The organism is Paenibacillus sp. FSL R7-0179, from assembly GCF_038002265.1.
Taxonomy (GTDB): domain Bacteria; phylum Bacillota; class Bacilli; order Paenibacillales; family Paenibacillaceae; genus Paenibacillus_AQ.
Map to the genome: position 1 here is coordinate 2,987,639 of NZ_JBBOCC010000001.1, position 12,566 is coordinate 3,000,204.

The 12,566-nt window shown below is 54.4% G+C and carries 10 protein-coding genes; 8 read left to right on the forward strand and 2 right to left on the reverse strand.

Annotation, left to right across the window (positions count from 1 at the left end; all coding sequences use genetic code 11):
- The first annotated feature begins 289 nt into the window (after positions 1–289).
- Positions 290–3,382 carry an isoleucine--tRNA ligase gene (gene ileS, locus MKX63_RS13230; RefSeq protein ID WP_341018627.1) on the forward strand — a complete coding sequence of 1,031 codons (3,093 nt, stop codon included), beginning with the start codon at positions 290–292 and terminating at the stop codon, positions 3,380–3,382.
- A 444-nt stretch (positions 3,383–3,826) separates the two neighbouring features.
- Positions 3,827–4,111, forward strand: coding sequence for a DUF5665 domain-containing protein (locus MKX63_RS13235; protein WP_340995684.1), 285 nt, complete (start codon positions 3,827–3,829; stop codon positions 4,109–4,111).
- A gap of 117 nt (positions 4,112–4,228) precedes the next feature.
- Here MKX63_RS13235 and MKX63_RS13240 read toward each other — a convergent pair whose 3' ends face one another.
- Positions 4,229–4,957, reverse strand: coding sequence for a TraR/DksA C4-type zinc finger protein (locus tag MKX63_RS13240; RefSeq protein ID WP_341017605.1), 729 nt, complete (start codon positions 4,955–4,957; stop codon positions 4,229–4,231).
- 256 nt (positions 4,958–5,213) lie between these two features.
- Between MKX63_RS13240 and lspA the strand changes: the two genes are divergently transcribed.
- The 3 genes from lspA (at position 5,214) to MKX63_RS13255 (ending at position 8,038) form a co-directional block, all read left to right on the forward strand.
- On the forward strand, positions 5,214–5,717 hold the full coding sequence (gene lspA, locus MKX63_RS13245; protein WP_036690157.1) for a signal peptidase II: 504 nt from the start codon (positions 5,214–5,216) through the stop codon (positions 5,715–5,717).
- Positions 5,710–6,684: an RluA family pseudouridine synthase gene (locus MKX63_RS13250; protein WP_341017606.1), complete on the forward strand. Its 975-nt coding sequence runs from the start codon at positions 5,710–5,712 to the stop codon at positions 6,682–6,684. Before lspA ends, MKX63_RS13250 begins: the two co-directional genes overlap by 8 nt.
- A 100-nt stretch (positions 6,685–6,784) precedes the next feature.
- Positions 6,785–8,038: an LL-diaminopimelate aminotransferase gene (locus MKX63_RS13255; RefSeq protein WP_341017607.1), complete on the forward strand. Its 1,254-nt coding sequence runs from the start codon at positions 6,785–6,787 to the stop codon at positions 8,036–8,038.
- Between the two features lie 312 nt (positions 8,039–8,350).
- Here the strand turns inward: MKX63_RS13255 and MKX63_RS13260 are convergent, their stop codons facing one another.
- Entirely contained in the window at positions 8,351–8,911 is a 561-nt protein-coding gene (locus MKX63_RS13260; RefSeq protein WP_341017608.1) for a GNAT family N-acetyltransferase, read from the reverse strand.
- A gap of 755 nt (positions 8,912–9,666) precedes the next feature.
- Here MKX63_RS13260 and pyrR point away from each other — a divergent pair.
- The 3 genes from pyrR (at position 9,667) to MKX63_RS13275 (ending at position 12,564) form a co-directional block, all read left to right on the forward strand.
- Positions 9,667–10,248: a bifunctional pyr operon transcriptional regulator/uracil phosphoribosyltransferase PyrR gene (gene pyrR / locus MKX63_RS13265; RefSeq protein ID WP_341017610.1), complete on the forward strand. Its 582-nt coding sequence runs from the start codon at positions 9,667–9,669 to the stop codon at positions 10,246–10,248.
- 2 nt (positions 10,249–10,250) lie between these two features.
- Entirely contained in the window at positions 10,251–11,159 is a 909-nt protein-coding gene (locus tag MKX63_RS13270) for an aspartate carbamoyltransferase catalytic subunit (RefSeq protein ID WP_341017612.1), read from the forward strand.
- A gap of 124 nt (positions 11,160–11,283) precedes the next feature.
- Complete coding sequence (locus MKX63_RS13275) at positions 11,284–12,564, forward strand: dihydroorotase (RefSeq protein ID WP_341018629.1); 1,281 nt, start codon at positions 11,284–11,286, stop codon at positions 12,562–12,564.
- Positions 12,565–12,566 lie beyond the last annotated feature (2 nt).

Genomic DNA, 12,566 nt, shown 5'->3' on the forward strand with positions numbered 1-12,566 from the left:
GGCGTAGGACCGGCCCTTCTTAGGCGTACCCGTCAGGGCAGCCTAAGAAGGGCCGAGGACTCCGCCGAAGTAATCCTTCCCGTCCACTGACCCTGCTCCTTACACGATGCACTGATTTAGGGTGTCCAGAGGGCAGCGCCCTTGGGGCCCTCCCTTGGCGAAGGGAGGGTTTGGGAGGGATCGAAAAGCTTTAAAGAATTTAGTTTGTAAAAAGAATTTAAGTTTCTAAAAAAACAGGCTCGGATGTAATCCGAATAAGGTTTAAGACTAAACGAAGGGATTGACCATCATGCATAAGGTAGACGTCAAAGAAAAAGCCCGGGCCAGAGATGTCCGGATCTTGAAAAAGTGGAGCGAGGAGGACACATTCCGCCGCTCGATGGAGAACCGCGAGGGACGCCCGAACTATGTGTTCTATGAAGGGCCGCCGACGGCGAACGGGGTGCCGCATATCGGGCACGTGCTGGGCCGGGTCATCAAGGATTTTATCGGCCGCTACCAGACCATGAAGGGCTTCCGCGTCATCCGCAAAGCGGGCTGGGATACGCACGGCCTGCCGGTAGAGCTCGGGGTGCAGAAGAAGCTTGGCATCTCCGGCAAGCAGGATATCGAAGAATACGGCGTCGAGAAGTTCATCAAGGAATGTAAGGAAAGTGTCTTCGGCTATGAGAAGCAGTGGCGGGAATTCACAGAAGCGATCGGCTACTGGACCGATCTGGATCATCCGTATGTAACGCTGGACAATACGTACATCGAGAGCGTGTGGAACATCCTGGCTACGGTTCATGAGAAAGGCCTGATGTACCGGGGGCACCGCGTCAGCCCGTACTGCCCGAGCTGTCAGACGACCCTCAGCTCCCATGAAGTTGCTCAGGGGTATAAGACGGTTAAGGATCTGAGTGCTACCGCCAAGTTCAAGCTGGACGGCAGCGGCGACTATGTGCTGGCTTGGACGACCACGCCTTGGACACTTCCGGCGCATATGGCGCTGGCGATGAATCCGAATATGGAATATGTGCGTGCACAGCAGGAAGACGGCGTCTATGTACTGGCAAAGAATCTGGTGGACGAAGTGCTGAAGGGCGAGTACACCATCCTGTCTACACACACTGGCGCTGACTTTATCGGCCAGAGCTATACGCCGCCGTTCGGTTATATCAAGGCGGAGAAGCATAATGTAATCGTCGGAGCCTCTTTTGTAACGGATTCCAGCGGTACCGGGATCGTACATATGGCTCCGGCACACGGGGAAGACGACTATAAGAGCTGCCGCGAGAATGGGATCAGCTTCGTGAATGTAGTAGATGCTTCCGGGAAATACACGGATGTAGTGAGTGATTTTGCCGGGCGGTTCGTGAAGGATTGTGACCTGGATATCGTGAAGGTGCTGTCCGAACGCGGACTGCTCTACCACAAGGAGAAATACGAGCACAGCTATCCGTTCTGCTGGCGCTGCGACACCCCGCTGCTCTATTACGCAACAGACAGCTGGTTTATCCAGACGACTGCGATCAAGGATCAGCTGATTGCCAACAATAACAGTGTGGACTGGTACCCGGACCATGTGCGCGAAGGGCGCTTCGGCAAGTTCCTGGAGGAGCTGGTGGACTGGAATATCAGCCGTAACCGCTACTGGGGGACACCGCTTAACGTATGGGTCTGCCAGGATACCGGCAAGGAGTTCGCGCCGCACAGCATTGCCGAGCTGAGAGAGATGGCGATCGGCGAGGTCGCTGAGGATATCGAGCTGCATAAGCCGTACGTGGATAATATCCAGCTGCGCAGCCCGTTCAGCGAAGGCGGCATCATGGTCCGCACTCCTGAAGTGATCGACGTCTGGTTCGACAGCGGCTCGATGCCGTTCGCCCAGAGTCATTACCCGTTCGAGAATCAAGACCGGTTCGAGGACCAGTATCCGGCGGATATGATCTGCGAAGGGATCGACCAGACGCGCGGCTGGTTCTACAGCCTGCTGGCGGTATCAACCCTGTTCACGGGCAAGGCGCCGTACAAGGCGGTTATCGCCCACGGACATATCTTTGATGAGAACGGCCAGAAGATGTCCAAATCCAAAGGGAATGTCATCGATCCATGGGAAATCATGAACGAATACGGCACGGATGCCTTCCGCTGGGCGATTCTGTCTGACAGTGCGCCGTGGAACAACAAGCGGTTCTCGCGCGGTCTGGTTGGGGAGACGAAGTCCAAGGTAGTGGATACTCTGGTGAACACGCATGCTTTCCTTACGCTGTATGCCGGAATCGACGGCTATGATCCTGCGGATCACCCGTTCAAGGTGTCTGAGCATAAGCTTGACCGCTGGATTCTGTCCCGTCTGAACAGCCTGATTGTGCTGGTTGATAAAGGGCTGGCCGTAAATGACTTCGTGAACACCTCCAAGGCTATTGAGAACTTCGTGGATGAGCTGAGCAACTGGTACATCCGCCGATCCCGTGACCGGTTCTGGGGCAGCGGGCTGGGCGAAGAGAAGCTGGATGCTTACCGCACCCTTACGCATGTCCTCCTGACCACAGCCAAGCTGATGGCTCCATTCACTCCGATGCTGTCCGAGGATATCTTCACGAACCTGGGCGGCGGGGAGAGTGTGCATCTGGCAGACTATCCGGCAGCGGATGAGAACCTGATCGATCTCGTCCTGGAAAAAGATATGGAGTACGCCCGCGGCATCGTCGAGCTGGCCCGTAACGTCCGCAACGAGAGCGGCATCAAGAACCGCCAGCCGTTGTCCGAGCTGATCGCATCCACTCCGGATGACTTCAACGTGGCGGATTATGAAGAGCTGATCAAAGAAGAGATCAATGTCAAAAATATCGTCATTGAGCACAGCGACAGCGGCTTCGTTGACTTCACCCTGAAGCTGAACCTGAAGGTGGCAGGTAAGAAATACGGCAAGAGCGTCGGCTTCCTGCAAGGCTTCCTCAAAGCGATGGACAGTGACGCTACCCGCAAAGCGGTACAAGAAGGCGTTATCGCCATTGTGTCACCAGATGGAGAAGAGCTGCAGATTACGTCCGAGGAGCTGCTGGTTGAGAAGCAGGCCAAACCAGGCTTTGCTTCCGCATCCGGCTATGGACTGACAGTGGCCTTGAACACAGAAATCACGCCGGAGCTGGTACAGGAAGGCTGGGTACGCGAAGTCGTACGTGCGGTGCAGGATTACCGCAAACGTCTGGATCTGCCGATCGACAAGCGGATTGCCCTGACCCTGCAGGTCGATGACGAGCTGAAGGCGGCGGTGACCGCATTCGAGCATGTGCTGCGTGAGAACGTACTTGTGACTACGGTGGATTTTGACGGAGATTATATCTATGAGACAGTGGACGCCGGAGGCAAGAGCTTCGGTATTCATATCGGCGCTTAACTCCAGAGCGGCCGCGCATTTCCTGCATTACTTGTCCATGTATGGTATATACTAGCCGCAAAGGAAAAGTTTCCACGGGTTAGAATGCAAATGACGAGCCCTGTGCTTGAAGAGAAAATTCTCTTCGACCGGGCTCGTTTGTTTTGCGGTGTATAGACAACCAGGAGGTGCAGGGGCGTGGGTGGATGGAAAAGCGGGAAGAATCCTGCTGAGCAGCCGGAAGGGCCGGGTAGAATTTCAAATAGAACCACTGACAGAGGGAACAACAGGGAGGAAGCACCGCAAGAGAAGCAGCCCATGCATTCTGAAGCAGGCCAACCATCGGGCAAGACAGATCCGGGCACAGAATATCCTGAGAAAAATCACCCCGCCGCTTCTCAGCTCAAGCCTGCATCGGCTGTCACCGGAGCCGTTGATCCGGCCGGTCTTCCCCCGGAAGAGAAGCTGAACGCCCTGTACCGGATGACCACGAGTCTGGCCCAGCAGATGGAGAAGTCACGAATCTCGGAATATACCGAGCTGCTGTATTCCCCGTTCCGGCTGATTTGGCTGAACATCCTCTCCGGAGTGGCCAGGGGACTGGGGATTGCGCTTGGGTTCACTTTTTTTGCGGCGACGATTATTTATGTGCTTCAGGTGCTGGGTGCGCTCAATCTGCCGATCATCGGCGATTATATCGCGGACATTGTGCGGATTGTCCAGCATCAGCTGGAGCTGAAGACGTTCTAAGCGCGGCTGAACCTGAAAGAACCCCACAATGGTGGGGTTTTCTCTTCAGCGGATCGTTCCTAACCCCTTCCAAGCATTAACTGACATGGCTTCTACTAATTTGATGTGCCAGCTGTGCTACTTCCGTCCTTTTCGGGTCGGGTCCAGCAGATAGTCGCCTTCCTCGTCATCCATGTAATGGCGGTAGCTGTTGCCCTTGATAATCATCAGATGATTGCCGGAAATGTCGGTGGCTACGAAATTCTCCCAGGGCTCCACGAAGCCCTCGGTCTCGTCCGCTTCGATCTCCATATCATTGTAGGAGCCGATGTTGCTGCCTTCAGCCATGGCAGGGGAATCCGAATTGCCCCAGCTCTCCACGATCTGCCAGGCATCCTCGCCACCCGAGCCATTCTGGTCATCCCGCTCATCCAGACTGGTGCGGCCAAACGGCGGAGACAATAGCTCCTCCTCGGCCGGACGGGTGAATGGAGCGCTCTGGCGGGGAGCATGCTCTTTCGTGTAGCGGGTGGAGGGAAGGGCAGCCAGGCGCTCATAGGGAATCGGTTCGCCGCTGGCGATGCAGATACCGTAGGTTCCTTCGTCCATCGCCCGCAGGGCCGATTCAATATCGTCCAGCTCATGCTCATCGCGCTCCAGCAGGGAGATATCCATGGAACGGTTATACAGCTCTGTGGCGGCATCACCGGGATGGTTGTCAATTTCGGACAGCTCTCCGGTGTTGTCCCGCATCGCCTCCTGCAGTCCATATTGTCCGCTATTGCTCAGCCTGTGCTTGATATCCTCCTGCTGCTGCAGGAGAGCAGTACGCAGCCCGGAGAGCTGCTGTGGTGTCAGATGGCTCATTGCTGTGAGCTCCTTTCGGTAGCTAATCGCTGAGACGGTACTATCCCTTAAAAGGACGGCCAAACCGTTTCCGCTTCTATAGGTAGCTTGGCCTCCCGGGCCCTTTTTTAGCGCTGGCAAATAGTGCCCTGACTTTACAGATCCGTATGGCCATGCCATGGACGTTATCTTGAGGCCTGTGCTACAATATACAAGTCTTTATACAGTATTCGGACCGCGAAGCCGCGGGAAAAATAAGAACGGAGTGACAACTTCTGTGGTGTACTTTCTGATTGCGCTAATTGTATTTCTGATTGACCAGGGTACCAAATATCTGATTGCCACCCGGCTGGAGCTCGCAGAGCAGATTCCGGTAATCAAGGATTTCTTCATTATTACGTCACACCGTAATCGTGGAGCCGCTTTCGGAATTCTGGAGGGACAGCAGTGGTTCTTCATTGTGATTACAGTAATCGTTGTATGCGGAATCGTCTGGTATCTGAACAAGGCCCGCAAGACCCGCAAGCTGCTGCCTACCGCGCTGGCGCTTGTCCTTGGCGGAGCTGTCGGCAACTTCCTGGACCGGATTCTTAACGGTGAGGTTGTGGATTTCCTCATGTTCAATTTCGGAAGCTATACGTTCCCGATCTTCAACGTAGCAGATTCCTGTATCGTGGTCGGAGTGGGTCTGATTATTCTGGACACGCTGCTGGAAGTGAAGGGCGAACAGGAAGTCACCGAGGTGAAGGAATCACAGGAAGTCAAAGAAGGGAATGAATGATTTGAACAAAGACGTCAAAGAGCTGGCGGATTCTGGCGCCCTCGAGGAAGGAAGAGACGTCACCGAATGGATCGTTGCCGAGGACAATGCGCGGGAGCGGATTGATAAATACGTTACAGAGGCCATGGAAGACGAGATTTCACGCTCCCAGGTTCAGCTATGGATCAGCAGCGGCCATGTCGTGGTCAACGGCGCGCCGGTCAAAGCGAACTATAAGCTGAATGAAGGCGATAAGGTAACCGTTACGGTGCCGGAACCCGAGGTTACGGACCTGATCGCACAGGATATCCCGATTGAAGTGGCTTATGAGGACAGCGATGTGATTGTGGTGAACAAGGTGCGCGGCATGGTTGTGCATCCGGCAGTGGGACATCCCTCCGGCACTTTGGTCAATGCGCTGATGTATCATTGCAAGGATCTGTCCGGCATTAACGGGGAGATTCGTCCAGGCATTGTCCACCGGATCGACAAGGATACCTCCGGTCTGATTATGGCGGCCAAGAATGACGCCAGTCATGCTTCGCTGTCCGCCCAGCTTAAGGAGCACAGTGTGACCCGCCGCTATATCGCAGTGGTGCACGGCAATCTGTCTCATGACAAGGGAACCGTAGATGCTCCGATCGGCCGTGATCCGCATGACCGCAAGCTGTATACCGTAACCGAGAAGAACAGCAAGCGCTCCGTGACGCATTTTACCGTGCTGGAGCGGTTTGGCGACTGCACACTGCTGGAGCTACAACTTGAGACAGGGCGCACGCATCAGATCCGTGTTCACATGAAGTTCATCGGCCATCCGCTGGTGGGGGACCCGATCTACGGCCGCAGCAAGGGAACTACCATGAACGGACAAGCCCTGCATGCAGCGGTACTCGGTTTTGTGCATCCTTCTACAGGCGAATACAAGGAGTTCAGCGCGCCGATTCCGGCGGATATGGAAGAACTTCTTTATACGTTGCGCAGCAGATAAGTACAAATCAATAGATTATAAATCCATGGTACAGCGGCCGGATTTGCGTCATATTTAGAGCATGGGTTCACAATAATGGCCAGGAGATGAGAAATAGATTATGAGCATTGAACAATATCAGGCAACATTCATTCAGACGAATTTTGCAGACCGCATCGGCGGCGAAGGATACGGCAAGGATACGTCCATCTACAAATTTGAGAAAATCAAACGTGCCAAAGCCTCGGCGAAGCAGGATTTTCCGGACATTGAGCTGATCGACATGGGCGTCGGCGAGCCGGACGAAATGGCAGATGAAGGCATCGTGTCCAGACTTGCGCTGGAAGCGTCCAAGGAAGAGAACCGCGGCTACTCCGATAACGGTATTCCTGAATTCAAGGCGGCAGCGGCTGTGTACCTTAAGGAAGTTTTTCAGGTGGACGGAATTGACCCTGTAACGGAAATCGTGCATTCCATCGGCTCGAAGCCTGCGCTGGCTATGCTGCCATCCGTATTCATTAATCCGGGCGACATCACAATCATGACCATTCCGGGCTATCCGGTGCTGGGCACCCATACCAAGTATCTGGGAGGACAAGTCTACTCCGTGGAGCTGAAGAAGGAGAACAACTTCCTGCCTGACCTGAACTCCATTCCTGAAGAGGTTGCCCGTAAGGCTAAGCTGCTCTATCTCAACTATCCGAATAACCCTACGGGTGCAAGTGCCACACCTGAGTTCTTCACTGAAGTGGTAGCTTGGGCCAAAAAATATGATGTAGTCGTCATCCATGACGCTCCTTATGCTGCTTTGACATATGACGGCGTGAAGCCGCTGAGCTTCCTGTCCGTGCCTGGTGCCAAGGATGTCGGCGTGGAGCTGCACTCCCTGTCCAAGTCCTACAACATGACCGGCTGGAGAATCGGCTTTGTGGCCGGCAACCCGCTGATCGTGAAGGCGTTCAGTGATGTGAAGGACAACAATGATTCCGGCCAGTTCATCGCGATTCAAAAAGCTGCCGCTTACGGCCTTTCTCATCCTGAGATTACCGAAGCGATTGCCGCCAAATACTCCCGCCGCCACAACATGCTGGTGGATGCGCTGAACAGCCTGGGCTTCAAGGCCGAGAAGCCGAAGGGCTCCTTCTTCCTCTATGTTGCCGCGCCAAAAGGCGTCAAGGGCGGACGCCGCTTTGAATCCGGCGAGGATTTCTCGCAGTTCCTGATCCGCGAGAAGCTCATCTCCACCGTGCCTTGGGATGATGCCGGCGCGTTCGTGCGTTTCTCCGTGACCTTTATCGCCAAGGGCGAGGAAGACGAGAAGCGTGTCATCTCCGAAATCCAAAGACGTCTGAGCGACGTTGAATTTGAATTTTAAATGTAGATAGTGAAGAAGCCGCTGCGGAGAAAACTGCAGCGGCTTCTTTGTAGTTCCGTCTATCAACATAGCGAACTCCCGCCCAGCCCGGCCCGAATTGTTGCACAAATTGCAGCCTTGCACCGCTCAAACCAAGTTTGGACACGCTAATCCTGCCCTTTTTGCAACAATCCATTCGGTGATGATGAATATTTGGCATGAATCCTGCAAAAACTGCAACAATTGGCGCAGCAGCACACAGGAGCGGAAGAATTCCTGCATAATGTGCAACATCAGAGCATGAGTAGAGCATTAGTAAAGCATCAGTGCAGCCTATCCCTTCCGGTAAGCCACCTTATGAAAAGCATTGATATAACGGAACAATCCTTTGCCGTCATCCGGCACATTCCCCGTGCCACCCAGCTGCAGCATCATGGCCTGATAAGGCTCCGGTACCATTCGATATTGATGGACATAGGAGGTCAGGACGAACCCGTTCCGCTCCCAGAAATGAATACGCTCCTTATGCGACCCCGTAGCCCCCGATTCCGCTTCAATGATGACTCCCCGGACACCATGTTCCTGCACCGTCCAAGCTTTGATCTGCTTCAGCATCCAGGTCCCCGTACCCTGCCCGCGCAAGGCCTTATCTACCGCCAGGTAATCGATAATCAGGATCTTGTCCGCAGCATCTCCGACAACACCCGTAACTGCCATCGCAACAACCATCCCCTGCTGAACCCCAGCATGTAAGTAACCAATCCCCCGGTTCAGCATACTGCGCAGAATTCCCTTGGTCTTAGCCCCGCTCGGAAAAGCTTCATGGTAGATCCCCTCCATCCGCCCCCACCACGCTTCATCCCACTCTTCTATAGTAATAAACTCCATGTTCATGATTGTATTCGCCTCCAGTTCCATTCCAGTTTTATCATAACAGAGCAGGGGCTGGAACGAAATCAGGGTAGATCGCTCGTGTATCCCCGTGTTGTTCCTAAGTTTGATTGTGGCGGTCACTTTTTTAAAATGAGCCGGGATATTGCCGCTGATGCGGTGTCTTGTGCCATTTGTGCAATTCCTGTATTCCGCAGTTGTTGCAGTATGGCGGCAATCGCCGCCATACACGAAAATGCACTATCAGCGCAGCGCTATAGTGCTTATCTACCTGCCTCTCTCCCAAGGGGGATGGCAAGTCTTTGTCCCTTGCACCGTTTAGGTGGAAGCGGCGGAGGGGATTTTGGAACTGCAGGAGCGATAGCGTTCGCCTTTGTCTCCGGATTTAATCCGCTAAGCGGTTAATTCAAAACAATCTGGAGACAACAGCGACCGAAAGTCCAAAATCACCGCAGCTGCGCCCTTCACCTAAATGAAATGTCTGTGAAGAAAATTTGACATCCCCCCGTCCATCTGTCATAATTCCCTATAGTTGAATAGCGCCTTTAATTCAGTCCCGTGAGGCTGGCAAGGTAACGTGAATCGAGGTTCGCGTAAGAAAGCAGGAATCCGTAGGAGTACGGAGGGCCTTTTTCTGCGCGCGGACACGCCATCTTTTTGAATCTGCGGATTTCACTCCTTGCCTGCTTTGGGCAAGGAGTTTTTTAGTTTATCCGGGGAACTTGAACAGGCGATCAAGCAGGAGGATGGCAAAGAGGATGGTTACTGAAAAAAATGTCATTATGGACGAAACGGCGATTCGCCGGGCACTGTCACGCATTGCACATGAGATTTTGGAGAAAAACAAGGGTATCGAGAATTGCTTGCTGGTCGGCATCCGGACCCGGGGGATCTACCTGGCTCAGCGGATCGCGGAGCGCATTAAGGAAATCGAGGGCGTGGACATCCCTTACGGGGAGCTGGACATTACCCATTACCGCGATGACCGCGAAGGCGGCGGGGACAACCGGGAAGCGATGGACAAGACGGTTGTGAACAGCAATTTGATCCTCCCTCCGGGCTCAAGCGGCACCCGGGACAAGAAAGTGATCCTGTTCGACGATGTACTGTACACCGGAAGAACGATCCGCGCGGCAATGGATGCGCTGATGGATTGCGGACGGCCCCGGATGATCCAGCTGGCTGTACTGGCTGACCGCGGCCACCGGGAGCTGCCGATCCGCCCCGACTATATCGGCAAGAACGTACCCACCTCCAGGCATGAGCAGATTGAAGTGTCCCTGAGCGAATATGACGGCAAGGACGAAGTGTACATTATTTCAAACCGGGAGGAACGATAACAATGATGACGGCAACCAAAGTGAAGGAACGCAGTCTGCTGGGGATGAAGGAGCTGGCGGAGTCGGAGATTAACCAGCTGTTAGACAGAACAGCCTACTGGGATAATCAGAGCGAGAAGCTCACGCCGGTGCTGAGAGCACATTTTGTTGCCAATATGTTCTTCGAGAATAGTACAAGAACCCGCTTTTCCTTCGAAATGGCCGAGAAACGCCTGGGTGTACAAGTACTGAACTTCACGGCTGCGGCCTCCAGTGTGGAGAAGGGCGAGTCCATCTACGATACAGTGCGCACACTGGAGTCAATGGGTATCGATGCCGGAGTGGTCCGGCTGAAGCCCGCCGGGGTACTGCAGCAGCTTGCCGAGAAGGTAGGCGTTCCGCTCATCAACGCAGGGGACGGCAACAACGAGCATCCGACCCAGGCGCTGCTGGACCTGTACACGATGCGCAAGCATTTTGGCGGACTGAAGGGCCTGAAGGTCTCGATCATCGGGGATATTATGCACAGCCGGGTAGCACGGTCCAACCTCTGGGCACTCACCAAAATGGGGGCAAGCGTGCAGTTTTGCGCCCCTGCGAATATGCAGGCACCTGAGCTTGCGGCCTACGCTCCATACGTGTCAATGGAAGAAGCGCTGAAGGCGGATGTGGTCATGATGCTGAGAGTGCAGCTGGAGCGGCATGCTTCGGGGATTATTTTATCGGCAGAGGAATACCGGAGAGATTACGGGTTGACCGAAGAGCGAGCTGCCAAGCTGAATCCGGCATCGATTATCATGCACCCGGCGCCGGTCAACCGCAATGTGGAGATCGACGATGCGGTGGTGGAGAGCAGCCAGTCCCGGATTTTCCCGCAGATGGCGAATGGAGTGCCGGTACGGATGGCGGTCATGGAACGGGCGCTGCAATAGGGCAGCAGAACGGCAACAGAAAAAACCTCACATAAGGGCATTAATAAATATACACAAAGATGAATTTTTATTATATAATAACTACAGAGCTTACGGCTGCGGCCGGAAGGCACAAAGGAGAATCATAACCGTGATCATCAAAAATGCCAGTGTACTGAACGAAGCAGGCGTGCTGGAGCGCAAGCATATTGTTGTGCAGGACGGAGTTATCTCGAAGATTAAGGATGCCGCCGAGGCGGTAGAGGAAGCTGGAGAGACCGTTGAAGCGGAAGGTAAGCTGCTGATACCGGGACTGATCGATATGCATGTGCACCTGCGTGAGCCGGGCTTCGAGCATAAGGAAACCATTGAGACGGGTGCGCGTTCGGCGGCCAAGGGCGGATTCACTACAATAGCCTGCATGCCGAACACGCGCCCGGTAACTGACAGTGCAGAGATCGTACAGCTGGTGAAGGATAAGGCGCGCGAAGCAGGGCTTGTGAAGGTGCTGCCTTACGCGGCCATTACCAAGAATGAGCTGGGACGCGAACTGACGGATTTTGCTGCATTGAAGGAAGCAGGGGCGATCGGCTTCACCGATGACGGCGTAGGCGTACAGAGCGCACAGATGATGAAGGATGCGATGAAGCTGGCGAAGGAACTGGATATGCCGGTGATTGCCCACTGTGAGGATAACTCGCTGGTGGAAGGAGCGCCGGTAGCCGAAGGCACTTTTGCCGACAAGCATGGCCTGAAGGGAATTCCGAATGAGTCGGAAGCCATTCATGTGGGCCGTGACATTCTGCTGTCTGAAGCAACGGGTGTCCACTATCATGTGTGTCATGTCAGCACCGAGCAATCGGTCCGGCTGATCCGCCAGGCGAAGCAAATCGGCATTAAGGTGACCGCTGAGGTATGCCCGCATCATCTGCTGCTCTCGGAAGAGGATATTCCGGGCATGGACGCCAATTGGAAAATGAACCCGCCGCTGCGCTCACGCCGCGACGTGGAAGCCTGCATCGAAGGGCTGCTGGACGGCACGCTGGATATCATCGTGACCGACCATGCCCCGCACAGCGAAGAAGAGAAAGCTAAGGGCATGCAGCTTGCGCCTTTTGGCATCGTCGGCTTTGAGACAGCCTTCCCGCTGCTGTATACCGCTTTTGTGGCCACAGGCAAATGGGATCTGTCCCTGCTGGTGCAGCGGATGACCGCTGATCCGGCCCGGGTGTTCAGACTGAATACAGGCAGCCTTACAGTAGGGGCGCCTGCCGATCTGACCCTGATTGATTTGAATGAAGAGAAGGAAGTAGACCCTACAGCATTTGCGAGCAAGGGCCGCAATACACCTTTTACCGGATGGAAGCTTAAGGGCTGGCCGGTGAAGACCTGGGTAGACGGCAGAGCCGTATGGAGTGAGGCTTAACA

Bases quoted from the DNA above. Each gene is read 5' to 3' on its own strand.
- MKX63_RS13250 (WP_341017606.1), top strand. From the start codon at position 5,710: ATGAATGATTTGAACAAAGACGTCAAAGAGCTGGCGGATTCTGGCGCC.
- pyrR (WP_341017610.1), top strand. From the start codon at position 9,667: ATGGTTACTGAAAAAAATGTCATTATGGACGAAACGGCGATTCGCCGG.
- ileS (WP_341018627.1), top strand. From the start codon at position 290: ATGCATAAGGTAGACGTCAAAGAAAAAGCCCGGGCCAGAGATGTCCGG.
- MKX63_RS13270 (WP_341017612.1), top strand. From the start codon at position 10,251: ATGATGACGGCAACCAAAGTGAAGGAACGCAGTCTGCTGGGGATGAAG.
- MKX63_RS13255 (WP_341017607.1), top strand. From the start codon at position 6,785: ATGAGCATTGAACAATATCAGGCAACATTCATTCAGACGAATTTTGCA.
- MKX63_RS13240 (WP_341017605.1), bottom strand. From the start codon at position 4,957: ATGAGCCATCTGACACCACAGCAGCTCTCCGGGCTGCGTACTGCTCTC.
- MKX63_RS13260 (WP_341017608.1), bottom strand. From the start codon at position 8,911: ATGAACATGGAGTTTATTACTATAGAAGAGTGGGATGAAGCGTGGTGG.